The organism is bacterium, from assembly GCA_039961635.1.
Classification (GTDB): Bacteria; 4484-113; 4484-113; order JAGGVC01; family JAGGVC01; genus JABRWB01.
The window spans coordinates 10301-36632 of sequence record JABRWB010000025.1 but is presented as its reverse complement, the minus strand read 5'-3'; the positions used below and the strand labels follow the sequence as shown (position 1 = coordinate 36632).

11 protein-coding genes are annotated in these 26332 nt (G+C 56.5%); 4 read left to right on the top strand and 7 right to left on the bottom strand.

Annotated features, from left to right (window positions below):
* Positions 1-162 precede the first annotated feature (162 nt).
* Genes HRF49_03995 through carB form a run of 4 tightly spaced genes read left to right on the top strand, consistent with a single transcriptional unit; the run spans position 163 to position 6300 of the window.
* A complete protein-coding gene (locus HRF49_03995; protein MEP0813813.1) occupies positions 163-1536 on the top strand; it encodes a hypothetical protein in 1374 nt (457 codons plus the stop codon).
* 9 nt (positions 1537-1545) lie between these two features.
* Positions 1546-1902, top strand: coding sequence for a HEPN domain-containing protein (locus HRF49_03990; GenBank protein ID MEP0813812.1), 357 nt, complete (start codon positions 1546-1548; stop codon positions 1900-1902).
* A gap of 8 nt (positions 1903-1910) precedes the next feature.
* Positions 1911-2954 (top strand): hypothetical protein, encoded by a 1044-nt coding sequence (locus HRF49_03985; GenBank protein ID MEP0813811.1) that lies wholly within the window; start codon positions 1911-1913, stop codon positions 2952-2954.
* Positions 2944-6300 carry a carbamoyl-phosphate synthase large subunit gene (gene carB, locus HRF49_03980; protein MEP0813810.1) on the top strand — a complete coding sequence of 1119 codons (3357 nt, stop codon included), beginning with the start codon at positions 2944-2946 and terminating at the stop codon, positions 6298-6300. The genes HRF49_03985 and carB overlap by 11 nt, the downstream gene beginning before the upstream one ends.
* Positions 6301-6311: 11 nt before the next feature.
* Here the strand turns inward: carB and HRF49_03975 are convergent, their stop codons facing one another.
* The 7 genes from HRF49_03975 to HRF49_03945 form a co-directional block, all read right to left on the bottom strand.
* Positions 6312-8306, bottom strand: coding sequence for an O-antigen ligase family protein (locus tag HRF49_03975; protein ID MEP0813809.1), 1995 nt, complete (start codon positions 8304-8306; stop codon positions 6312-6314).
* A 22-nt stretch (positions 8307-8328) separates the two neighbouring features.
* Complete coding sequence (locus tag HRF49_03970; GenBank protein ID MEP0813808.1) at positions 8329-9954, bottom strand: NADH-quinone oxidoreductase subunit N; 1626 nt, start codon at positions 9952-9954, stop codon at positions 8329-8331.
* A 63-nt stretch (positions 9955-10017) separates the two neighbouring features.
* Positions 10018-10839, bottom strand: a complete 822-nt coding sequence (locus HRF49_03965) for a hypothetical protein (GenBank protein ID MEP0813807.1) — start codon at positions 10837-10839, stop codon at positions 10018-10020.
* 16 nt (positions 10840-10855) lie between these two features.
* The gene (locus tag HRF49_03960; protein MEP0813806.1) at positions 10856-11686 is read right to left on the bottom strand and encodes a hypothetical protein; all 831 of its coding nucleotides are present in this window, start codon (positions 11684-11686) and stop codon (positions 10856-10858) included.
* On the bottom strand, positions 11670-13592 hold the full coding sequence (gene pilM / locus HRF49_03955; GenBank protein MEP0813805.1) for a type IV pilus assembly protein PilM: 1923 nt from the start codon (positions 13590-13592) through the stop codon (positions 11670-11672). The genes HRF49_03960 and pilM overlap by 17 nt, the downstream gene beginning before the upstream one ends.
* A gap of 82 nt (positions 13593-13674) precedes the next feature.
* A complete protein-coding gene (locus HRF49_03950) occupies positions 13675-16965 on the bottom strand; it encodes a hypothetical protein (protein MEP0813804.1) in 3291 nt (1096 codons plus the stop codon).
* 249 nt (positions 16966-17214) lie between these two features.
* Positions 17215-26289: a hypothetical protein gene (locus HRF49_03945; GenBank protein ID MEP0813803.1), complete on the bottom strand. Its 9075-nt coding sequence runs from the start codon at positions 26287-26289 to the stop codon at positions 17215-17217.
* Positions 26290-26332 lie beyond the last annotated feature (43 nt).

Here is a 26332-nt window from a genome sequence, read left to right as displayed (position 1 = left end):
AAGCTGCTCCGCTGGAACTCCCCGGCAGAGGCCATTTACGAGGAACTGCTACACTTCCCTAACCCCGAAAGTGTTGCACTTCATTTTTGAATCCGGGCGCACACGCGACATGCCGGGAAACCGCGCTGCCGGTATAATTGCATCGGGTATCGGAGGAACAAAATGAAGCAAACTCAAACGGCAAGCCGCCTGGCAGCCGCCGTCGGCGGCGCGTTGTTGGCCGCGCTGCTTCCTGCAACGCAGGCATTCGGGGATGTTACGAAGGAAAAATGGGCGCGGGCCTGGCCAATCACGCAAATAAGCGTAACCGGATACTTCAGCCCGGACATAAAACGGATAGCGGTCATGCCTTTTACGGTCGCCGGCGACGACAAAGCTATGGCCGAATCGCTGATGAACAAGCTGATTGCGGAGATTGCGCGCGAAGGCGTACTGGAAACCATCAGCCGCTCCGAGCTTGAGCGGATACTCGGCGAGCAGCGGTTCCAGCAAAGCGGTTTCGCTGACGCTGCGTCCATTAAGGAAATGGGACGGCTGCTTGGCGTGGACGCACTGGTGATCGGAAGCGCGTCGGATCTGTCCAGCAAGACCGAAAGGCACGAAGAGGACGCCGTCGACTACTACAAGGAGGAGCAGAAAGAAAAGAAAGTCTGGAACAAGGAAAAGCAAGCCTATGAAACCAAGTACGAAACGGTAAAAATCCCGGTCTACAAAAAGGTGCAGGTCGTGGAGCAGTGGAGCCATGCAAGTTTGGAAGCAAAACTTGTGGGAATCGAAACCGGACAGGTGCTGCATGCTTGCACTGGGAGCGGGGATTTCAGCAATCGGAATTACGCGGGACAAGGCACGACTTATTCCGAGGGCGAAATGCTCTCGTGGGCGGTTGACAAGGCGATGGACCAGCTGGCAAAGGAAATAACGCCCTTTAAGGAGACTTACATATCGTACCTGTTTTGCCATTCGGGCGACTTCGTGAGCAAGGAATTCGCCGACGCATGGGCGCTTGCCGTCGGCGGAGATTTGGAAGGCGCGCTCGCCGGATTCAGAAACGCGTACCGTCCGGACAAAATCAAGAAGGAAAAAATTTACTATATCGCGTGGAACGAGTGTTTGATGCTGGCGTCGCTCGAGCGCTGGGCGGAATTCGACGCCGCTTTGGCCGAGTTCAAGAAGGAATTCGCCGGCATACTTTCAAAGGAGCGCGGACTTGCCGCGAACGCGGACGGGCTGGGCGCGTTCCTGGCGCGCAATTTCGAGCGGCGGCACGGGGCTTTTCTTGCAGGCTCGATGAAAATCGCCGCGGTGGACGGCGCGGACTATTACGTGGCCGTACCCGTGGGATTGAAGCTGTACAAAGGAAACCGACTGGCGGTCGTCGAAACAAAAACGATCTACAACGAACTGACGGGAGAAGTACTGACAACGAAAGAATCAACAGTGGCGGAACTTCAGGTAATCGAGACAGGGGAGGGCTTTGCCTTGTGCATTCTGGTTTCCGGCGCCGCGAAGGTGGGCGACGCCGTCCGGGTGGTATAATCCGGCGATATGACGAAGGAAGAAGCGAAGTTGTGGATTGAGCGCGCGCTTAAGGACATGGCGCTGGCGGAATCAATCTCGCCCTCGGAACAGGGCGAAAACATCGTCTTTCATTGTCATCAAGCGTTGGAAAAAGTATTGATGGCGCTAATTACGTCAAAAGGCGGATCAAATCGAATACCGCGAATTCACGACCTCCTTTCGCTCTACAAGGAAGCCGCGCTTGACAAGTCGAAGCCTGAATTCCTGGAGCTCATTAACGAGTTGAACAAACTCTACCTGCCGGCAAAGTATCCCGACTTGGGCCAATATCCCGCATTTCGAGATATCGAGTGGCTTATGCGCAGGACAAAACAGACAAAGTAGGTGTTTGAATGGCTGTTGACACAACTTCCCTAGTCGAAGAACTCGCCAGATTTGTCGAACATCTGCGCGGGAAAACGGAAATCCCGATTTCCGCGGTGTACCTATTCGGAAGCGCTACAAATTTCGAGGGAATGGACGAACACAGCGACGTTGACCTGGCAGTATTCAGCCCCATATTCAATCAAATTGAGGTGGAGACTATCGACAAATTGTTTAGCGAGGCACTTAAAAGCGGTCTGAGTGCCGATCTCGCAGGCAGATTGGAGTTTCACCTTTATCCGGAAGAAGCTATACACAATCCCAACACCTTCGTCCGCGAAGAAGTGCTCAAGTTGGGTCTCAAGCTGTTTTCGAATAACCGCGAAGATGTGGGCGATCTCAGGGACTTGCTGGAAGACTATTTGATATGTCCGAAATGCAGTTTCATCGTTGAATGCTGCGGCTGCAACAAGGATCCAAACAGCCAGATATACACATCACTGTTTCTATTGGATCCAAGATGGTTCAGTTTGTTCAAAAGCCTTAACTGGATGCGCGAAGAAATTATTCACCAGGACAGTCTGGGGCTATACGAAAACCTTGAACTGGCACTAGTTGCGTGGTCCATGTTTGATGAATATGCAACGGCGAATATCAGACAGAGATTGCTGCTGAATTACGACTACACCGCCGATGCCGCCGACGAAATAGACTCCTATTTCCTTAAGATGAATTACGCGGAATTCGCAAAAGAGGTCTGCAATATTAGCTGGGAAAAAATAAGCGCGGACGCTCTTGCCGAAGCAAAAAACAGCGAGTTCGAGAAGAGAAGAGAGAAGGCGAAGGAGCTTAGAAACAGCTTCGTACATGGTCGGCTCCCTTATATCGCTGGTAAATTGCCAACGCCGGGCGAGATTCGCGACTTTTGCCGTCTTGTCTTGAAAGATCTTGATTTTCTCTTCAAGCCGACTGCCGACTTCGCCTATTACGCATATGGAATTATGATGAAGAATCTAAAAAGTGATATAACGGTGAATGGCCATACATATCATCTGAGTAAACATGCCACGTAATCCCTCAATCAAAAAAGTAATGGTCATTGGCAGCGGGCCGATCATCATCGGCCAGGCAGCCGAATTCGATTATGCCGGCAGCCAGGCCTGCCGCTCGCTGCGAGAGGAAGGCGTGGAAGTAGTCCTCATCAACTCCAACCCCGCGACGATAATGACGGACATAGGCATTGCCGACCGCGTTTACGTCGAGCCGATGGACGCCGAGCACATCGAGGCGATCCTCGAGCGAGAGCGCCCGGACGGGATACTGCCCACGCTTGGGGGACAGACCGGTCTCAACCTGGCGGTCGAGCTTTGGGAGGCGGGTATACCGCAGAAGTACGGCGTGAAGCTCCTTGGCACGTCTTTCGAAAGCATCAAGCGCGCCGAGGACAGGCAGCTGTTCAAGGACACGATGCAGGCGATAAACATGCCTATTCCGGCAAGCACAATCGCAACGACGATGCGCGAGGCGGACGAGTTCGCGGAAAAGCACGGATTCCCCCTTATCATACGCCCGGCGTACACGCTGGGGGGCACCGGCGGCGGAATCGCGTACAACACCGACGAGTTCCACCATTTCGTCAATACCGGCATCGTGTCGAGCCGCGTCAATCAGGTGTTGATCGAGGAATGCGTCGTCGGATGGAAGGAAATCGAGTACGAGGTGATGCGCGACGAAGCCGACAACTGCATAACGATATGCAACATGGAAAACCTTGACGCGATGGGCGTCCATACGGGCGATTCGATGGTGGTCGCGCCGTCGCTCACGCTCACGGACAAGGAATACCAGATGCTGCGGAGCGCGTCGCTGGCAATAATCCGCGAGCTGAAAATCTGCGGCGGATGCAACGTGCAATTCGCGCTTTCCCCAACCGAACTGAAGTTCTACGTGATAGAGGTCAATCCGCGCGTGAGCCGGTCGAGCGCGCTGGCAAGCAAGGCGACGGGCTATCCAATTGCGCGCGTTGCGGCGAAAATCGCGCTTGGACTCAATTTGGATGAGATCACCAACGCGGTCACAGGCAAAACCAAGGCCAGCTTCGAGCCGGCACTGGACTACGTCGTAATCAAAATTCCGCGCTGGCCGTTCGACAAGTTCAAGGGAGCTGACAAGACGCTTGGCACGCAGATGAAGGCGACCGGCGAAGTTATGAGCATAGATCGCACGTTCGAGGGCGCGTTCCTGAAGGCGCTGTCCGCGCTCGAAGTGAAGCTGGACAGCTTCCGCACCCGGCACTTCTCGCACATGTCGGACGAACAGCTTCGCGAAGAGCTTTCGATTCCTACCGACGGACGCATTTTTGCTTTGTTTGAAGCGCTTTTCCGCGGTTGGGACATCGTGCATTTGGGAAGGCTGACGCATATAGACGCGTTTTTCCTCAGACGTTTCGCCGAGCTTGTCGAGGAGGAAAAACGCGCCAGCGCCGCGCTCGGCGGCGCCGCCGATGCAAACCAGCTAAGCCTCTTCGATAAAGATCGGAAGGAAGCTTTGCCGGCCATCGAATTCACTGCGGAGCAGCTTCGCAATTGGAAACGACTGGGACTGACGGACCGGATGGTCGGCCAGATGATCGGCAAATCCGAAAGCGAAGTAAGAAAGCTGCGTTTCGAACTTACGCCCGTAGTTTCGACCGTTTACAAGGAAGTGGACACCTGCGCGGCGGAGTTCGAGGCGGGCAGCCCCTATTACTACGCGACTTACGAAAAATCGGGCGACATTGAATCGCCCAAATCCGGAAACGGCCTCAACCGCCGCGTGGTCGTATTAGGCGGCGGCGCGATACGAATCGGACAAGGTATAGAATTCGACTACTGCATAACTCACGCGTTGATGGCGCTTCACAATATGGGTTACGAAGCGATAATCGTCAACAACAATCCAGAAACGGTTTCCACCGACTTTGACCTTTCAGACGCGCTGTTTTTCGAGCCGCTGACGACGGAAAGCGTGCTCGATGTCGTGAACCAGCTCAAACCTCTCGGCGTGGTCGTCCAATTCGGAGGGCAGACCTCAATCAACCTGGCGCTGCCGCTTTGGGAAGCGGGCGTCAACATCCTCGGTACCACGGCCGAGAGCATCGAAGTCACCGAAGACCGAAAACTGTTCGACTCGCTGATGGAGGAATTGGGCATCCCGCGCCCGCCCGGGGTCGCAACCACCGAATATGACCTAGCACCGCAGTTGGGAGAAAAGCTGGGATACCCTGTGCTTGTGCGGCCCTCGTTCGTCCTCGGTGGACGGGCGATGGAAATCGTGTACACCGAAGACGGAATGCGCCAATACATCCTTGCGAACCGCCATGCGTTTCAGGGCCGTCCGCTGTTGATTGACAAGTACCTTTCGGGCATCGAATTGGAAGTGGACTTGGTATCCGACGGCGAAACGGTTATCATTCCGGGCGTGATGGAGCATATCGAGCGCGCCGGCGTGCACAGCGGCGACTCGATGGCGGTTTATCCTCCGCAAAACGTCAGCGACGTGCTGATAGGCCGCATCGTTGAGATGGGAACCGCGATCGCGAAAAAAATCGATGCGCGAGGTTTGATCAACATCCAGTTCGTGCTCGCGGAGGGCAAGCTTTACGTGCTCGAAGTCAACCCGCGAGCCAGCCGCACCGTGCCGTTCATCTCAAAGGTAACGGGATTGCCGCTCGTTCCGATGGCCATGCTGGCGGTGATGGGAGGCAGGCTCGCGGAATTGCCCGGAATCCAGCCGGGGCTGTACCCGTCCCAGGATCTTGTCGCGGTCAAGGCGCCCGTTTTCAGCTTTTCCAAGATGCAGCGAGTGGACGTGTCGCTCGGCCCCGAAATGAAAAGCACCGGCGAAGTGATGGGGCTCGCGCGCGACTTCCCCGCGGCGCTGGCCAAGGCGATGGCCGCCGCGGGCATCCCCGTTCCGCGCGAAACGAAGGATATCGGCGTGCTTTTGACTCTGGCCGACAACGACAAAGAAGAGGGGCTTGGATTCGCCAAGCGGCTGGTCAGGCTGGGCATCAAGGTGTATTCCACCGAAGGCACCGCCGCGTATTTGAACCGGAACGGCGTGCCCGCGGAAGTCGTGAAGAAGCTTCACGAAGGCCGGCCCAACATCGAGGATCATATTCTCAGCGGCAAGTTCAGGCTTTTGTTCAACACGATCAGCGACAACAAAATCGCGGAAGTGGACGGACTGAAAATCCGGCGAGCGGCGGTCGAGCACAACGTCCCGGTGATAACTTCGCTGGACACCGCCAAGGCGCTGTTGAGCGTCCTCGAAGACAAGCGGTACAAAAAGGGCAAGGTGACGATCACCGCGCTGAACGACATCCCGCAGCAGTGGAAGGAAATCAAGTTCGCCAAAACGGTGCAGGCCAACCGCTGAAATTGCCGTCCTTAGCCGGTCGAAAACTCCCGCGCGCGCGCTTCGTAATCCGCGGCCAGCGCTTCGTCTCCGAATTGCCTTTCAAGCTGCGCAAGCTTTTCCCACATCGCACCGAACAGCCCGTTGTATTTAATCCAAGTCGGGCGGACGAAATCCGGCGAAACCGGGCGGACTATCGGTATCGCGTCCAGAAGACATTTGGAAAGGACATCCCGCGCTTCCCGCGCGCGGCCCGTCCCTTCCAGAAACGAAGCGTATTCCCAATAATATTCAGGCGAGTTGTGCGGGTCCAGCTCGATCGCAGCCTTCATATGCAGCTCGACCGAATCCTCGGAGCCCCGGAACGGCTGCAAAAATTCCAACCGCGGATTGTTGAATCCCGCGCGCGCGACCGCGGCCAAAAGGAAGTGCGCGCGCGCTACCTTGTCGTATTTTTCTAGCGTCAGCTTTATTCTTTCGAAGTCCTCAAGGCGGAACTCGTCAGGCTTTGCGTCCTCGGTGGAACGCGCGACCGCGCCGCCGAGAGCCCGTTCGATTACCGCGACCGGGGCGTTCGCCGAAACGGCCAGACCGGAAACGGACACCGAATACTCTTTGTTCTCATTGACGAAGTGGAGCATCCCGAAATCGCGCAGCCAGAAGGCCATCAGCACGGCCGCAATGGCCGCGATCCCGGCGCGCCGCAGGCTCGGGCGGCTTGAGCCTCTTTCATCCGCACGATTGGGCGCGTTCGGTGCGGCATCCGCCGCAGCGCTTGCACCCGCTGCAGCGAGCGCGCAGAGCGAAATGAGAATCCACGCGTTCGGCGGATAACTTAGGTCGAAATCCACTAGCGAATGGACAAACAATCCCAGCGCGGCAAGCGCGGCAAATCCTGGCAGCCGCACCTGCGCGCGCGATTTCCAGGCGCGAAACGAATTGAAAGCAAACCAAACAACCGCGGCGAACAGAAGAAAACCTATCGTTCCTTGTTCGGACAGCGTTTTGAGCGGGAAGCTGTGCGGATCGGTCGAATAATATACAAGGCTCGGCTGATAGCGCATGAACGCGTTTCCGAACGTGCCCGAACCCGTGCCTGCCACAGGATTGTCGGCGAAAATCCGCAGCGCCCCGCGCCAGAAAGTAAGCCTGCCCTGAAGCGAGTAGTCGAGCTTGTTGAATGTGCTTGCGGCGTGGGACGAAAGCACTCCGGCGACTCCCGGCTTGAGCGCGAAAATCACGATGCATACAAATGCCGCGAACAAGATTCCGCCAAGTGCGCCCCTTCTGGGCAGCGCAGTGCCTGTATTTTCGCGCCGCTTAAGAGCCAGCGGGGAAACAAGGAGCATGAGTACGGCAACCAGCCATGCCGCTCTGCTTAGCGTCAACACGAATGCTGCGCACTCGATTATCACTACGGCGAGCCAGAACATGCGCACGAATTTTCTGTCCCAGGATTGCAACAGCTCGCAAACCGCGAGCGGAATGCAAGCGAGCAGGAATCCGGCGAAGGGATTGTGCAATCCGAAGGTGCCTTCAACCGCGAGCCGCGATTTTTCGAGCGATTCCGTGCCCCAAAGCAGAAACAAACCGTACGCGGACGGAAGGAGGCCGGAAAGCGCGACTGCCGCGGATACGAATCGCGCGCCGAGCGCGGCCGCGCCTTCGGCCGCGATCAGCGCGACCGCGATCCACGAAAGCATCCGCATGCTTTCAATGTGCGATAGAAAAGGATACTCGCTCGACGCTATCGAAACGAACGAAAAAAGCGTCCAAAGCATCGCGGCCAAAAGCAATCCGCTTTCGCGGATTCGCGTGCGCGACGGGAGCAGCGCCGCCGCGACAAGCAGCGCAGGCCAGGAAACCAGATCGAGCACGGAGCGCGCGAAATTCGTGCCCATGAAAAGCGGCGGGACGACATACATCGCGGCAATCAGCGCGCCGAAGATAATCCGCTCTCCCAATCCCGGCGCATGGGCACGCGGAGTTTCCGCGTCGGTTTTAATCATCTTGCCGGTGCGAGGCATTCTTCCCCCTTTCCGGCAGCGCCTAGCCGACCGTGGTGAAGAACGTCATGAACCACGCGCCCTTGACGTATTCGATGGGCGCGTCCACGAACAGAAATCCCAGCACGAGCACCGCGAGGGCGGGGAAAACGACCGCGACGCGCTGGAAGAAAATCGGCACGAACGGCCGGGCGAGCTCCTCGCGTATCGGCTTGAGAAGGTACATCCGCTTGATTATGCCGACGTAATAGAAAACCGCGATGATCGTGTTGACAAGCGTGAGGAGCAACAAAACGAACATAACGGGAAACTGGAGTATGTGCTCCGCCATGCTGTAAAAGACGAGGAATTTGGCGATAAATCCGGCGGTCGGCGGAATGCCGGTCAGGCCCAGCAGGCATATGGTCATAAAGAACGCCAGGAAAGGCGACCTTCGATGCAATCCGTTCAACGTATCGAGGTTGTCGTCGCCGCCGGAAACCTCGTTCAGCATTCCCACGATAAACGCGCCGAGGTTCATCAAAAGGTAGATGAGCATGTAATACATCGCCGCGTAAAATCCCCAGCTTTGCGTAGCGTCGTTCGAGCCCGACAATCCCGCGCAAATCACCGCGATGATGATATATCCCATCTGCGCGACGCCGCTGTAACCCATAAGCCGTTTAAAGCTGGTCTGCGTCAGGGCCATTATGTTGCCGACAAACAACGTCAGCAACGCGATCACCACGAACAAAGGCAGCCAGACTTTCGCCACAGGCAGAAACGCCACGAGGTAAATGCGCATCAGGATCGCGAAGCCTGCAAGCTTGGGAAATACGCTGATGAACGCAGCATGCACCGTGGGCGCGCCTTCAAACGCATCCGGCATCCACATGTGGAACGGCGCGACGCCCACTTTGAAGCCGACGCCTACGAGAATCATAATCATCGAAAAAATCAACAGCGGATGATTGGGATTGATCGTAAGCATCTTGTACTTGATGTCGTAGATGTTGGTCGAGCCGACGATGCCGTAGATATAGCTTATGCCGAAAAGCATTGCGGCGGACGCGACCGCCCCCGAAAGAAATATCTTGAGCCCGCCTTCCAGGCTTTTAAGGTTGTCCTTGTAATAGGCCGCGAGGAGATACAGGAAAATGCTTCCGAATTCCGTCATCACGTAAATCGCAAGCAGGTCGCTCGAACCGACCATAAGGTCGAAGGCGATGGTCGCGGTTATGTACATGACCAGGAATTCGGTTTTGAATTTGGTCATGAGCGGATAGCGGAAAAGCGTCAGGAAAAGGCAGATGTCGCCCCAATCGAAAATCTGTTTGAAGAAAAGCGCGTAAGGGTCTATCGTTTCAAGCTGCCCCCACCATAAACCCAGCCCGTAACTGAAAAACCTGCTGGTCATGTACATTAGATGCAGCGTCAGCAGGAAATTCAGGAACATTGATACAATGCCTATCCAAGTGTACGCGTTATAGTACTTGGGGCCGTAGATAAGGAAAAGTACGAGGATGATAAACACCCCGAGCAGCAGAACCAGCTCGGGGAAAAGCAGATAATATGCCTGGTGTTCCCAACCCCAGTGAGTCAGCCACCGGGATGGTTCCGACCAAAGGAGCGCGATGCGCCCCCACACCGTTACGATCAAGCTATACAGCCAGGACGCAAATCCCTCCATGCCTTCCCCAAAAAATCGCCCCGGCAAAGACCGGGGCAAAGGGATTCAAAACGGGGTGGGCGATCAATAATCGCCCGAAATGAACTTTTTCGTACGGGACATCGTCGAGTAAGTCCCGTAAACCGTGAGGCGCATCGTTACTGCGGTCGTGTCCGCCTCCAAGATTCTGATCTCAACACCGTTAAAGTAGGTCGCCGCTCCGGGTCCGCCCTGGGACGGTCTGCCGTTGACCGTAAAAAGCACAATCGGATAGTTGCCGAGTTCGACAACCTCGACAACGCGGATGTTGAGCGAGTCGATCATCTCGTAACCGTACGATTCCTGCAGGAATTTGATGATTTCCTCTTCGTTTGTTTCGCCGGAGCGGGGCGGGCGCAGCTCTTCCGGTATATAGTCGAGTACAACCGTGAGGGGGTCAACTCGGCCGATATCCTCGGCAAACGCCTCGGGCTCGCTGACCTTTTCCTCAAGATCCTTATACTTCTCTTCCAGGATTTCGTCGGGATTTAACTTCCTGAAGGCAAGCAGCTTCTCGTTTATCCCTTTGCCTTCCCCAGCCAGCTTCGCGGGAGCCGGCTTGCTTGGCTCGGAAGGTTCGCTCGGCTTTGAAGGCTCTGCGGCCGGGGCGGCGGGCATGCCCGTCTCAAGGCCCATCGCAGGGGGAGGCCCGCCTGCAGAAGTTTCGCCGCCGGACGAAGGAGCGGACGCAGGCGGCGCGCCGGGCTGTGCGCCTATTTCTTGCGCGTATTGTGCGGTCATATCTCCGGCAAGAGGGTCATCTCCCGAAATGGAAAGTCCGCCGGAGAAGAAATAGGTGAAGATGGCCGCGACAATCGCGATTCCAAGAATCGCCATCAGAGTTTTGTTTTGCATCAGTTCCTGCATCTAAATCAACTCCCCGTTAGCACGTCTCGGCGCCCGGCATACCTTCCGGAGTGTCGCCGGTGGCGTTCTGATTTGGGTTCATCAGGTAAATCGTAATCTCCATTTCGAAATCGGTAAAAACCCGAAGCAAACCTGAATTTTCGCCCGAATCGTTTTTAAAGCAGTGAACCGTGTAAAGGTAGCCTTTGCCGCGCTGCATGTTTTCGATCAGGCGCTTCATACCTTCATAGGTAGTCCTGATCTTTTTAATCGTTATCGGCAGCGGCTTTATGAACGTATCAGGCACCCCGATTGCATCGCCGCCTTCGGGCTTCTTTGAAGGATCCTGACCTTCCGGTTTGGAAATGTACTTCCACGAAAACAACTCCGCCACTTTGTCCGGGTCGATCCAATCCGGCATAGTTTCAATCGGATCGTCGATGTACCACGGCATCACGAACTCGTAGTCGAAATCAAGCTCGATCGTATAGGGATCGATGTTGGAACGCACGAGCAGGTCGAAAAGGACGGTTTTAAAGAATTCAAGGATGTCGTCCTGGTTCTTGAAAAACTTGAACTGAACGGATTCAAGCTTCTCGTCCATGACTTCCTTGATGTACTCCGCCTCGGCCAGCTTCGCGGCCTTGCGCTGGTAAGTGGCATTCAGCTCCTGCTGCTTGGTTATCTCATCGTCCAGAGTGGCGATTTCTTTTACTTTTGTCTGGTAAAAACCCTTGAAAAACACAAGGAAAAAGACAACCGCCAGAACGCCGAACAGGATGACCATGTTCTGGGGCGTAAAAATCGGCTGCTTTATGGGCGCTTCGGGCTTGCCTTTTGCCGGTGGCTGTTTACGTGTTGACGACACTCTGCACCACCTCCTCCCAATCGGTTAACGGAGCGAGCGGCTCTTCCTGGTTCCAAACCTTGCTTTGGATCTTCACCGTAATGTCGAATCCCCACGAAACAACCCGCCTGGCCCAAGGAGGAGTGCCGAAAAAGTCCTCAATGTTATGTCCCGGGCGGCCGGTCCAGCGAGGCGGACGAAATTCGTCCATAGGAGCCCCGGCGGACAGCAATCCGCCGACCGACGGCGCGGGAACCGGTGCCTGGCCGCTTAGCGTGGTGGCCGGCCCGCCAATCGACGCGGCACCTCCGCCGCCTCCTCCCGAACCTCCTCCAGCCGCCTCGTCACCCGATTCGGATACTTCCACTTGAGCGAAGAAATCGGAGTGATCCAGCGCCAGGCAGAAAAGCATCAAATCGTATCGGGAAGAAGCGACGCCCTTGACATCTATCGTGGCGTCGCTCGAATTGAAAGTCACTTCCGTAAGGTACACGGTGTCAGGCGTAACGGCGCCAAGCTCGGTCATATACCCCGGCCAAATCGGCTGCTTGGCGACCAGCCCGAAAACCTGTTTGAACTTTGGAATGTTTGCCTGAATCTTGGTTTTCACGTTGTCAAACGTGTCCGCATCGCCTTTGTATTGAGCCTCCACCTGTTTCGCTTCCGCAAGCTCCTGGTTTTTCTGACTTATCTTTGCGTCGAGAAGCGAAATTTGGTAGTAAAACAGAGCCGCCATAATCAGAAGCACGATCACGCCAGCCCACACCACCGTGCGAGCCTGCTCCTTCAAATAGTAGGTCTGCGGCATCAGGTTGAGCTCGGGCTTGGCGCGGAATGAAAGATCCGCTGCAAGGCCGGATGCCACCACCAACTTTTCGGCGTGCTCGCGCAGCAGGTCCTGGGAGTAAACTCCCTGAAGCGTGGTCAACAGGCTGGTGACCGACAGCACGCTGACTTCCAGACCCGTCTGCTGCTCGATGTATCTGTCGAGGTTCTTGAACAACTGAACGTTGCCGTACACGAACAGCTTGCCCACGCGCTCGCTGCGCTGCGCCTGCGATTCGTAATAGCGGATGCTGCGGATAAGCTCGCTGATGAAACCGCTGAAAATGGGAAGCAGCGTTTCACGCATCCTGTTGTCTTCCGAGGGATCGACTTCCTCTTCGGGCAGAGCGAGGTCCACCGGCTCGTTGCGCAGGTGCTCTTCCGCTTCCGCGTTGGAAACACCGAGCGCCTGGCTGAGCTTGGCGATGATCGAGTTGTAGCCCATCTCGATCGGACGGGACAGCCGGAAATTGCCGTTGATGAAGAACGACAGGTCTGTGACAGTGTCGCGAACGTCGATCAAACATGCCGTCTGGGTGTAGCCTTCCAGCCGGGGAAGTATCAGCCTGGAGGCCGCGAGGCTCGTGATTTTGATTCCGCCCGGCTCGATCTTCGCGGAGCGCAGCGTTTGAATCAAGCTGTCCACGGTGCTGCGCCGCGTGGCGCACAGGAGCACTTCCTGCATCGCGGGATTGCTGCCCGCGGATGGAGGCAATACCTTGAACTGGTAAACGGTGTCGCCCGGCGGGAAAGGAACGTATTGGTTGATTTGAAGATCGATGGCCTGCCGCGTCTGGGCGAAGCCCATTTTCGGCAGCTCTACGATACGCGTAATCGCCGCCTTGCCGGACAGCGAAATCATCGCCCGCTTGGGCTTGATTCCGTTGGCCGCGCAGATTTCCACGATCTTGTTGCCCAGTTCCCTTGGCTCGGCCACCTTGCCGGCGGAAAACACCGAGCTTGGAATCGGAGCGATTGCGAACCGCTCCAAAACGTAGGCCGCACGCGAGCGGGACAAGCCCACTACACGAAGCTCGTCGCTGGTCAGGTCGAGACCGATATCCAGCGGCTTCAAGCTTTTCTTCCGTTTTGCAGTTGCCAAGACAGCTACCTCCTGGTTGGGGTCACACGCTGTGACCTCCTCGCAGCAATCTTGTTCCAGCCCGCGGGCCGGATTTTAAAAATTATTTGTCGTCGATGATGGTCGCCGAAATCGTGACGAAGATGTAGCTCGTTTCACGGCTCTTGTTGTGATGGGAGAATATCGAGCCGATGAACGGAATGTCGCCAAGCAGCGGCACCTTTTCGATGTCGTCGCTGTCGGTTTCAATCATAAGTCCGCCGATGAGCGCAGTCTCGCCGTCCTGCAGACGCAGTACCGTGTTGAGTGTGGTCGTGGTGGTCGGCTGGAAGGTGACTTCGCCGCCCTGTCCGTCCTGCGCAACCTGCGGCGGGCCGTCGAACACGGTCACATCGGGCTGGAACTGCAGCGTGATGCGGCCGTAGTCGTCGATCTGCGGCAGGAAGTCGAGGCTTGTATCCGCCGTCACTTCGTCGAACGTGCCGGTGCGGAATGCGTTTCCGTTGGCGTCGAAAGTGACGGTAGTGCGGAAGTTGCCTCGCGTCCTGTTGAATTCGATGTTGGCCGGGAGTCCGTCAATCACGGCGATCTCGGTCTGGTTGATTACCTTCGCTTTGCGCTCGGTCTGCAGCGCGTTGAAGGTCAGCTCGTAGTTGTCGGTCGGTATGATTCCGCCCTTTGCCGGAATCGTAAGCCCGAGCGAGCCTCCGCCGTAATCCCAGAATGTGCGGTCCCTATTCGCCTGGCCGGTCAAAAGCCCGTAAACGGTCTGCGGATTCTCGGTAACGGTATAAATGGTTACCTTGAGACTGGCTTGCTTTGGCGGCTTGTCCACTTTGCGGATGATGTCTTTGGCGATTTCAAGCGTTTCGCGCGTACCCCGCATAATGATCAGGCCGCTCTTTGCGGTCGGAAGCGGTATGCCGCCTCCGACTCCGCCCTGGCCCTGGCCGCCTATACCGCCCTGGCCGCCCTGGCCCTGGCCGCCGCCGGCGCCCCCGCCGCCACCTCCTGGAGATCCAGGAGAGATGCCCTGCATCGGCTCGGCGAAATAGGCGGGTGCGGTTGACAGGTCAACACTCGCGTTTCTGAAGCTGCCGCCGCCGCCGCTTCCGCCTCTGCCGGTTCCGCCGCCGGATCCTCCAAAACCGCCCTGCCCCTGTCCGCCGAGATTTCCTCCCGAAATGCCTCGGTAGGTGTAATACCCGACGTTAAACGAGGGAAGGATATCCATCGTCCAAAGTATCTGGATTATCTGGTTCGGATCCGCATAGTGGAGTTGGTAGAGTTCAACTTCGTTTGCGTCCTTAAGCTCGTGCTCCATACGCTCGCGGCTCGTTACAAAAACGATGGGCTTTGCGTACGGATCGCTTTCGTCGCGGTAAACCTTCATCTTCAAGTTGTTGCTGTCGAGCAATATCTTGAGGGCGATGTCGAACGGGACGTCGGTGAAGTTGCCCTGGACGGCAAGGCCTTCCTGGAAAGTGATGGCTTCGAACTGCCCGGCCTCGCGGAATCCGCCGCCGCCGAAACCGCCACCGGGGCCGAGAGTATCCAACGGCGGACGGTCGGTGGGACCTGTGCCGCGAGGATCCATATTCCAGTAAGGATCGAGAATAATGCTTATTCCCGACACTTGACTCATTATCGTCAGAGCCGAGTAAATGGAAATCGCTCGGGGCAGAGTGACCAAAACATCGGACAAACGATCCTTCATCCCTTCGAATTCAGGGAGCTCATATTCGCCTTCGCGTTGACGGAACTGCTCTAGATCGTATACGGGGAAGTCGTCGTAATCGGCTTCGCCAACCGTCTCATTGTCGGACGATTCGGCAGGAGCTTCGCCCATAAGTTCGTCAACACTGGGAGCGATAACCCCGTCATAAGTCGATTCCGCCGGAGTCGAAACCGCCGATTCCGCCGGCAGCTCGTAGAGTTCGGCAGATGGCGCGGTGGCTTCTTCAACCGATTCCTCCACCGCCGGAATCGCCTCCGCCAACGCCGGTGCCGCCGCTGAAACCGGCGCTTTCCCGAATACAATGCTGTGGTTGAGCCCGTCGCCCGAATCGCTGGCAGACAGCAACGTCCAGTCTGCGCCGTTTTCAAATTGGACGAATATGTTGGTGGTGGAAGCATCGGAGCCCGTCGCGGCGCTTATCCAGCGCACGGAACCCTGGAACTTTGCGACGGTGCCGGGCACCGCTTTGCCGAGTTTTTTGTTTACAGAAATACGGTACCCCGGCGGGAAATTCTCACGGGTCGCGCTGACCGTGGATTTCTCATCGGTCGTAATGCTGAGCGTACCAGTGGAAGAATCGTACTTGACGGATGTAACAAATCCGGTTTCCGCAGCAACCGGCGTTTCGAAGGCCGGAGCCGCTGGAGTTTCAATCACCGGAGCAGCCGATTCTTCGACGGAGGCCGATTCTTCGACGGCCGGAGCAACAACAGTTTCGACCGCCGGCGGTTCCGGCTGCGGCTCCGGGACAACCGCCGCCGATTCGGTTTCGATACCTGAAAGCTTAATCGTTACCGTTGAGCCGTTCGCGGACTTTTGAACATCAAAGCCCGGCTCGGTTCCGTTCGTGAAAACGATCAGGACCTCCGAAGCGTCCGTTGAACCGTCCGCCCGAGCTATTTCCCTTGTCGTTATATGAAGGATTCGCCCGTGGTATTTTGTAACGAACGTCGGAACGCGGGATGAAAGAGCCGCCTCCGGCAATTCCACTGTCAGCGACGGAGGGAAGTTGCCCACCTTCACCAAAGGCTCAATTGGGCTGCTCAAGTTGATCTTCAGCTCACTCGTCGCGGGATTAAACGAAACATCGTTGACAAGCGCCGAGGGTTGCAGCGCGTCAGGTACGGGCGATTCGAGAACCGCTGCCGGCTCTACTGGAAGAGTTGGTTCCGAACCGGCCGGCGTGGATTCGAATCCCATCATCGCGTCCGAGAGTTTGGAGCGGTCGGAAGTCGGATGAAAAATCTCAAGAACGCATAAATTGGGCCTGGGATTGCTCCACCGAAACATCTCGGGGTTGGCCTTTCCCTGGTGGTCAAGCTGAACCACCAAAGTCAAGTCGCCGTTCGCGCGAACGAGGCTCAGGCGATTGACCAGGCCGCTTTTCAGCGCGCCCAGATCCAGCTCCGGCGAGCCGAAGCCCGAAAAAACTACTTCGAGCCTGGTTGGAAGCAGTTTCTGAACGACCATGTCGGGTTGAACCATTTCCTTGTCTGTGGAAATGATTACAAGATCCCGGTCGGACAGCCCTTTAACGCGGACATCGGTTATTTGGCTCGCGCCGACGCTGCTGGCTAGTAGCGCCAGCATCGCCACAACACCGAAAACACCTACATTCCAAGAGCTGCAAAACCGTGCAGAACTTAAACGAACCACGGCCGGTTCCTCCTACAGGGCTATGTCCCGCAATTTAAACGCTTAATCACGGTCAAATCACTGGCCAAGATGATGCGCGCGGGGCGCTTGCTACACAGCAAAACAGGGATATTGTAGACATTTCCTGCAAGGCTGTCAAGCTGTCAACACCGCCTCGCAATTATGGGCCAAAATGAAAAAAAGGGGAGCCGGGAGGCTCCCCTTGGATTGCACTTATTTAATATTCGCCGCGCCGGTATCGAGTCGGGCCTAATACCCGACCTCATCCAGCTTGGTGTCCTGCCTGTAGATGACCTTGTGGGTCAGCCTTTGTTCGGGCTCGAAGCCTTCGGGATTGAACAACGAACTCTCGGGTGCGGTATTGAGCGGCCCGATGTCCACTATCGCCAGCACGTTCTTGTCGCGGCTTATCCTGCCTCCCATAAGGGCGTTGCCCTGGTCGGCGTTGGTGGTCGGAAGCGCACCTCTGCCTTCGACTCGGAAGACGTATCCTCTGGTCGTTATGTAAGGAGCAATGTCCGCGAGATAGTTGGTCACCACTTCGTAACGGCCGCGGATTGCGTGCCCGCTGCCCTCGCCGGATACCCAGCGCTCAACGTACTTGAATACGGATGGCCCGCTGTACACGCGGACGTTACCGATATCCGCGTCGCCTATCGTGTTCATCGCGCTTTCGTCGTAACTCGGCCTTCCGGTGGCGGCGTCTATTTCGAAGTCTATCGGATTAGGATTCAACCGGGTGAAGTCCGCTGCCTCGCCCAAGACCTTGTAGAGATCGTACACGCTTTGGAAGGGCGGATTAGGCATCCAGCTGTAAGCAACCTGGCCGTTGCTTTGAATCACCGCAAGCTTGTTGCGCGCCGTTTCGACCGTTTCTCCGGCTTCTTCGTCGTAGGTTATGTAATACCTTGCGTCGTATCCATCGCCGTCGTCGTTGTCGAACACGTTGTTGAGATAGACCGCGTACTCCTCGTCGGACTCGGTGCTAAGCTGCTTGCGGACGATCGCGATGTCGGACGTCGCGTAAAACTTATACGCGCTGTTTTCCAAGTTGTAGTAGTTGCCCGCGTAATTGTCGTACACGTTATCCACCGCGTCGTCGTCGAAGGCGGGGATGGTTGCACCGCGGTCGGTTGCATCGTATTCGTGCGGATTGGCGCCGTCCCAAGGGCCGATAACCGGAAGATGGCTCACACGAATTGCATCCGTGCCGGTGGCGAAGTTGTCGAATCCGGCGATTTCGTTCATCTGCGCGTCGTAGTAACTGTTACGGTAGTCGACCACCGCGCGAGCCAGAGCCGCGGCCTCGGCGGGGGAAATGAGAACGTCGCGCGAATAATCGCGCTGGCCGTTCAGCCGGTAATCGGGATCCGCCGGATTTGAAGTGTAGTAATAGCCGCGCTCCACAACGATCGTGCTGAACAGCGCCGTCAGGACTTCTTCGCTGGCCGTGTTGATGTTAATTCTTCCGAAAGTATACGTATCGTAGAAGTCCTCCGAATCTCCCGCGTTGAATGGATTGTTGACGAAGGACATTTCGTACCGGCGAGACTTCAGCGGATCCGTAGTCGGGCTGAAATCGCTAGAGAAGAACAGGTTCGGATTCGGATCCACCGTAAACAACTCGCCCAGGATCTGGAGATCGGCTTCGAGGAGCCTGACATCGTTGTCGGTCGCGCCGGGATAACTGCCCGTAGGCGCGTCGTACAACGGATCGGTCCATATCCTGATCGCGTGTTGAGGCTTCTCGATCAGCCTGCTTCCCGAATCCGTCGGATCTTCCGGCTCGAGTGTGTATCTAACCCGCGGTGTGCCAAGACCGTCGTAAGTCGAAGGCGCGATATAGCCTTCGGAGTAGATTTCAATCTGGGCGAACGCAATCTGGAAGTCGCCGTCGAGAACCACCGCCTGCAGGAAATACTTTCCGGGTCCCGGAACGAAGAATGTAACGGGATCGTCGTCGGGTATCTCGGCGGGCAGTGGCGGGATCGGCTGCCCCGGCGGAATCATCTGGATGCGCAGGTTGTAAATGTGCGACGAGCCCGGATTGGTTACGCCGTTGATGCGCACGTAAAAAGTGCCGCCCTGGTTGTTGTAACCGGTGGCGTTTACCTGAACGAGAGTCGGGCCGCCGCCCGTTATGGTTTGCGAGTCGATCGGATTCACCTGGTCGGTCGGGCTGTAAATCGAAATCGTCATGCTCTCTCCCGGCGCCAGATCCGTGCACTCCAAATCTACGCGAAGCGGGCGCGCGGGCGGCGGGAACGGCTTGTCGATCGTGAACCAGTCGATGTCGCCGGTCGGCGAAATCTGGCCGGTGTTGTTCGCGTTGTAATCCCGGCGCTGCGGATTTCCCCGCGGGCTGATAGAATCGTAATCCGGCGGCAGCTGGTCGGCCGTGCCGGGCGTACCATTGAATTCGGATTCGAAGAACTGAGGATTGCCCGGAATAATCACGTCTACGTCCGGATGGCCGTTGGGTCCGAATGTGTTCGGATCCGTACCGAACCAGTTCCCGACTATATTGCCGTTTTCATCCAGCAAGTTCAATCCAACGATATACGAACCGGCGCCTCCCGAAATCGCGGAGCTCTTGACGCCGCCGCCTATGGCGTAATGCACTTCGACCGGGAATGCGTTAACTCCGCTGACGGGCGTGGACATAAGCGAGATGTTGAGAGGCAGCCTGTCGCCGATCGCGATTTCCTCGTCGTAATTCGGCTGGCCGTTCGGAACAGGAGGCGTTGGATCCCCCGCGCCCGTCCCTACGCCGCCCACAACTGTGCCGGTCGAATCGCGCACTTCGAGTTTGGCGTGGTATCCGCCCGGCGGCGAGAATACGGTGTACGCGTGCGAAAGGAACGACAGGCTGCTGGTCACGTTGCCGACCGTGACCACCGGCGTGCCGTCGCCGTAGTCGATTTGGTACGTGTAGGGGGGAGTGCCGCCTTCGATGTACACCCAGAAATCGAGGTTCTGGTCTATCGTACCTGCGGGAGGATTGACGAAAAGCTGAGCAGACAGCGGCTGGTCGCGAACCTCGATGAACACGCTGTCCTGGACGGGCGGATTGATACCGCTTCCGTCGTTTACCGTGAGCCTGACCATATAGCGGCCCGCAAGCGAAGGAATGTTGCCCGCTCCGCCGTTGTATTCGTCAAATGCATCTGAAATCGGCGAGAAGTAGCTTTGGGAAAGCACTTCCTGCCCCTGGGAGAGAACAATGGGAACCGCCGGATTTACGCCGTCGTCCCAGAACACCTCCCACAGGTAAGTGTAGCTTCCGCTGCCGCCCGATGCGTAACTTGCAAGCGAATAAACATCCGAGACGGTGCCGAGAAGCGGGTCAACGAAAATGTTAACCGCGAGCGACGGAGGTACAAGTCCAGCCTGCGGAATCTGCCGCCCGCCGACCATTATCTCCTGAGTATCAACCGAAATGTTGCGGTTGGCGTTCGTGTAAGGCGGAGTCACGGTTTCGGAAACCATCGCCCAGCCCGTATATACGCCGCGGGTAGCCTCGTAAGGCACCGTAACGGTTCCTATATTGAATCCCGGTATTTGAGGAATGACGTCGTGCCAGCCGTACCCCGGCGTGAACGCCCATGCGCTGACCGGGACAAGCGTGTTGCGAAGCGGCACGGTGCCGGTGTGCGGATTCGGGAATACGGAGCCGCCGATATCCACCCTTCCATCGGCGTTGATATCGCTTCGGTAGTCAAGGGTCGGGCTTCCTCCCATTATTCCAAGCATGCTGAACTCGGCGGCGCCTGCGCCGTAAGAAAGGGCATAGCTGGGATTGAAAGCCAGATATGAATGTACGTTCGATTCAGGCTGCTGGACGATCGGAAGCGCGACATTGTCCGTCGCCTCAACCGTATGAGTTTCGCCGTTCGCCGTGCGGTCGAACATCACGGTCAACCCAACAAGATGCTGATTGCCGTCGTAGATTTTCGGCGTGAACGCGTCCTGCATCGAAAGCGTGAGGTTGGTCAAATATGACGAAATGCGGATCGACGGCAGAGAAAAGGTAGCGATTGGGAAGGGCTGACCCCATCCGCTTACAGCGGTGAATGTCGGATTGTGGAATGTGGACGGTCCGTCGGCGTTCACGAACTCATAGCTGAAACGGACTTCCTCGACGCTGTAGTTAGGACCGCGCTCGACAACCACGCCGCGTGCGACGATCGGCGCGCCGCCGTCGGCCATGTCGAAAGTGTATGTACCGCACTGGTCGCCAAGGTCGAACGACAGCATCGGCTCGTTCGGCTCGTTGAGATCGAATGGATACTTGATCCTAACCACGACATCCACCGGAGTGGCCGGAGTGGCCCATCTGGCATCCAGATATCCTTCAACAATCACGTCGCTCGTGATGAAATTCGGATTCGAATTGAAGTAGGGAAGCGTGCCTACGATTCTGTTGGCTTTGAAGGCGCTGCTGGTTTCGTTGGAATCCACATTCCACTTGTAACCCAGCGACAACGCGTTCGTCACGCCGTTTATGTAGCTCTTAATTTGCAGATTTTGCGTCAGGAGCGGAAGCCGCTGCCTGTAGTCCGGGAGTATGTTGACTGACAATCCCATCGCTTCGGACTGGTTCGCGCGGTTAAGCGCCATCTCGGTAAGGTCGCGCATCTGAACGAGCTGGTGGCTGACCCCCACCTTCCGCGAAACCAGGTTGGTTACGCGAAGAGTGGCCTGGTAGTTGCCGAAGCCGTCGTTTGCGTAATCGTAAGTAAGCTCCGGCCTGTTTGCGGCCAGAACCTCGAGGTCTGTAGTCTCGATTGCTGCGTCAACCTTCCCGTCGCCCTGGAAGTCCACCTCGTAGCGGTAGCGATCCTGCAGAAGCGGATCTTCGTTATAAGTGTCGATGTGAGCCGCGTACAGGTCGAAGCTAACCCTCCAGTTCGTCATAAGGAAGTTGTATTCGCTCGAGTTTTGCGAAGTGCCGAACTGGTTGCGAACCGTGACGAATCCGCTGACCGCGTTATCCGGTATCCGCACGCGAAGAACCTGCTGCTGGAACTCGCCGATTCCGGGTAGGTGGTCTGGATCGTTGAAAGCCGAAATCGCGGCGGCCTGGATGCCGGGTTCGAATGTGACGATGTTGCTGGAAGGATTAGCGGTATCGAAGTTGATTCCTCGGATCTCGATCACCGAACCGGCTGGAGCGATCCTGGGTTCGATTGCATTGTGCCCAGACGATGCGTAGCTGTACACGCGCGGCGCTCCCGGCACGACAAGCGAAATTGATTCGGCGCTGCGCGCTGTGCCGGTGAATGCGTTACCCGGAGGATTCGCGTAGATTGACGGCGACACCCTTAAATCGGTGCTCGGACCGATAAGCACAGGAACGACGTCAGTCGCGATCGTGCTGGAAACAAGATTCGGATTCCTGTCCGTATTGTCGATGACGCTGACGTAGACGAAGTAAATCCCGTCGCTAGACGAGTTGGGATTAAACGTAAATATCGGAGTAGCGCCCGGAGCCGTATAGGTCATTGGCGTCGTGCCGCCGGGATGGTTCTGGTTGATCACCGCGCCGTTCTGGTCGCGCACATCCCACCTAAGCAGGTAATTCGGACGTCCGCCGCTTACACTGGCGATGCCTTGGAACGACCTTGCGTTTCCGGGATTGCCGCGCTCGTAAGGAACAAGCTTCGCGCTCACCGTAAGATTCGGAACGTCCGCATACTGCGTGCTGGAGTTGACAGACCCGCTGACGGCTATGGTCGTGTTTGCAAGCGCGACAAGCGGTATCGGGCTTGAGTCGGTGACCGTGAGCGTAACCGTGTAAAGCCCGGACGACGCCAAATCCTCCGTGCGGTCTTCGAAAACGTTCTGGTTGACCGGGCCGAACGAACCGAATGTATCGGTGTATCCGCCGGGCCCGTTGACCGTAATGCTGTAAGTGTACGGACCTTGGCCGCCGTATGCGCCGGCGTGAATCACCGAATACTGATTTTGATAAATGGATGGCGTTTCCGCCGCCACCTCTACAAAAAGTTGTCCCGCCGAAGCGATCGAGTTGACCTCTGCAACATCGAAGTCCGACGCGTTTGCGGGGAAAAGCGGACCGAAGCCCGGAGGGGGAGGAGGAGGAGGATTCATAAACCCGTTGACGTTCGAGCCGTCAATCGGGGCAAGGTGCGCGATGTTGCCGTAGTTCGGATCCGCGGGATTCAGAAACTCGGCAATAACGGTGTAGGGAAAGCCCAATACCGCCGCGGTTGCGGCGTCCGCGCCCCAAATGTCGAATACTTGAAGACCGATTGTCGTGGCGGACGGATCCATGGAAATCGTCGGCGCCACGCGTTGCTGCGACCAGTCGGCCGGAGCAAGCACAAGGCCGTCCACCGATGAATCCACGGGGAATCCGTTGTAAACCCAGTTGTACAGGTATACCGGGCCGCGGTCAACGGAGCCGCCCGCAGTGCGCGAAAGAACCTGGAAAGTGTTGCTTCCGGTGCGGATTGCAAGAATGTTGGTCTCGAGCGGAATTTTCGCCGCGCAGTTGTGCTGGATGTATACCTTGACAACTTCGTCCGCGCGCAGCGCCCTGTAATCGTCCTCCCCGCCCGAATCAACGGTGCGGTTTTTAATTACGGTAACGCGAGCGGTGATGAAGGGATCGCCAAACGCGTCGTACGCGAATTCAGCCCTTCCGTCTCCGTCCCAGTCGAAAGTCTGCCCCGCGAGCGACGGGTCGGGATCGGGGATGTTGCCTCCCGCGAAGGTGAATGTGCGTTTGAAATTGATGAAATTGTTGGCGATCCAGTAAGTTGGATCGGTCGGATTGGCCGCAACCGAAGCATCGTAAAGCGGCTTGTCGAACGATCCGATGATCGCGCTGCGCGTGCCCGTTGGAGGAGGCGTGCGGAAACTGAGCAAATCGTTGTTCGGATCGGCGTCACGCATATCGACGACGATTTCCTCGTCGTCGGCTTCCATAACACCATCGCCGTCCATATCAAATACAACGGTGTATGTCGGGATTATTTCGCCGCCCGCGTCAACTTCGTCCGCGCCGATAACATCGCTGAAGGCCACCAAATAAACCACGTCAACGGTGTCGTTCGGGTTGCATACAGCGGAGCTGGGAGTATCCACCATCGCGCTGATTGCAAGATTGTCGAATTTGTATAACGGCACTTCAAGCAAATCGGCAACCGATTGAAAGTTGTGCGGCGGAATGGACGCGTTTTCGTTGCGGCTCATCGGCGCGTTCGGATTTGCAACGAAGCTGGGCTGGAAATCCGCTATCGGAATGAAACTGTTTGAAAATCCTCCGAAAAACCGTGCGAATATCCCGAAGGGAATGCCGGGTTTCGCCACGCGTATATCGTCGTCATTGACATCTATCGGATTGTAGCGATACGCGTCGGTGGACTGATAGCCGTTGCGATACAAAATTATGGAGAGAAGGCTGTCGTAGCTGAATTCCGGATTCAGCTTGTAGGGATGGGTGGATGGATCCTGGAACAGCGGATCGCTCTTTGTTCTGCCGTCGCGATCCACAACCGGAAGCGTGATTTTCTTGTATCGTGTCTCGGTAAGGTGATTGCGAATGAAGGACTGAAGCTCGCTCGCTGCTGAGCGGTATGACTCAAGCGTGGCAGGCGTGACGACGTTGTTTATGTTGTATCTGACATCGGCGATTTCGTCGTTGTCTCCGGAGGTCGGCTCCGCATCCCATACTTCGGTGCCGAGAACGTTCGTGTCATAACTGAATACCGTCACGTAATCCTTGATTCTGTCGAATTGCTGCTTTGTAAAACCAAAGTCCAAAAGCTGCTTGACATCGGTCAGCGGGCGCGGGCGCGGCAGCGGAACGTCATCGTTGTCCAAATCGAAATCCGGACGAACTCCGCTGTGAGTATTTGTGTACTCGAGCATTATGTCGGTTATCTGACCGAATGCGTCCACTTCGAAGTAATACGCCCAAAAGTTGGGGCTTAAATTGGGCACATCCGCGCGCCTGTCCACAGGCGGATTCGGCGTAATGCCGCTCGGATCGGGTGTATAGCCGGCAGGAAGGCTGGATAAATCGGGATTGAGGCCTTTCAAAATCCTGGTCGCAATCGCATCGTTTACGCCGGGAAGGGCCATCAGCATCGCCTTGCTCTTAACCGCGTAATCCGTCCAGTCGGGAGCGTAGTAATGCTGGATATCCTCGCCGATTTCAGGCGAATTTATGCCGTCGCCATTGAAGTCGGTGCCCTGCCCGGTGCCTTGACCGATGGGAATGACCGTGTCGCGATCGGGGAACAGAGGGTTGTCTATCCACTTCCAGATCGGCTCGCCCGGAACGCCGTTGCCGTCAAAGTCGCCCGTGTATTCGCCATCGAGGTCGAAATCTATGACCTCATTCTCGGTCGCCCAAACCGGAAGTTTCTTGCAGAAAATATTCAAATTCAACCGACCGGCTTCGTCGGTAATCGAAACTTCGCTTTCAAGCTCATCCGGCGTGTCAAAAGTGTTGGTCAGCGGCTGGTAAAGCGAAACAGTGCTTACACCCAGGGAGCCCTTGTCGCCGCCGCCGCCGAGCCCGCCGACATTGCCGGAAATCACCGTGCTGGTCGGAACCGGAGCGTTTTGGTAATAACCGGGAACGACCCATCTGTTGGGCGGGAAAACCGAGCTGTCTTCGGGATGGTAACCCTGCCAATCCTGCGGCGTTATCCCGCCGGTGCCTCCGTCGTAAATGGCCGCAAATTGATTGTACAGATAAACCGGGCGCCCGCTTGCGCGATTGAATGCAAAAGGATTGTTGCGTCCGAACCACGCCCAGTTTTCGGCAAGATAGGTCGGCTTGTTCCAGTTGACCCAGCGAAATCCCACCTGGTAATTCCGCTCTTCTTCGGGATCGTACTGGGGATAATCGCTGTCCGGCCCCATCATCTTGCGGTCCTTGTAAGGGCCGATCCACCAGTCATCGTCGGTGCCGTAAATTCCGTCCAGCCCCGCGCCGTCGTTGTCTATATCCCAGCGAAGGACTCCATTGTCGTCAACGATAATCGCCCGGCCCTGGTGCTGGGGAAGGGTGCTGACAATATAATCTGGCATAAGCTGACGGTCGATTAGTACGCTTATCGCGCTGTTTACGGCAGTATCGGCGGCGTTACGCGTTTTGGTTTCGATAAGCAGATTGTTGGCGGAAATCGTTTCCTGGCTGACGGCTGACAAAATCAGAGTGACCAATGGCAAAAGCAGAGCGATAAAAACAATCGCCGCGATCAAAATGAAGCCCTTTGCGCCCTTTGGGCGTTCGGACTTCATCAAGAACAACGAATTTATGCTCGAAAGCTTATTTTTTGCCATATCTAAAAACCTCACTCACCGCGCGAACGCGCAACGGCCGGTC

What these genes read in the sequence shown, in the direction of transcription:
- HRF49_03945 (MEP0813803.1), bottom strand. Translation starts at nt 26,289, where the DNA reads ATGGCAAAAAATAAGCTTTCGAGCATAAATTCGTTGTTCTTGATGAAG.
- HRF49_03965 (MEP0813807.1), bottom strand. Translation starts at nt 10,839, where the DNA reads ATGCAGGAACTGATGCAAAACAAAACTCTGATGGCGATTCTTGGAATC.
- HRF49_03985 (MEP0813811.1), top strand. Translation starts at nt 1,911, where the DNA reads ATGGCTGTTGACACAACTTCCCTAGTCGAAGAACTCGCCAGATTTGTC.
- HRF49_03990 (MEP0813812.1), top strand. Translation starts at nt 1,546, where the DNA reads ATGACGAAGGAAGAAGCGAAGTTGTGGATTGAGCGCGCGCTTAAGGAC.
- HRF49_03995 (MEP0813813.1), top strand. Translation starts at nt 163, where the DNA reads ATGAAGCAAACTCAAACGGCAAGCCGCCTGGCAGCCGCCGTCGGCGGC.
- carB (MEP0813810.1), top strand. Translation starts at nt 2,944, where the DNA reads ATGCCACGTAATCCCTCAATCAAAAAAGTAATGGTCATTGGCAGCGGG.
- HRF49_03970 (MEP0813808.1), bottom strand. Translation starts at nt 9,954, where the DNA reads ATGGAGGGATTTGCGTCCTGGCTGTATAGCTTGATCGTAACGGTGTGG.
- HRF49_03975 (MEP0813809.1), bottom strand. Translation starts at nt 8,306, where the DNA reads ATGCCTCGCACCGGCAAGATGATTAAAACCGACGCGGAAACTCCGCGT.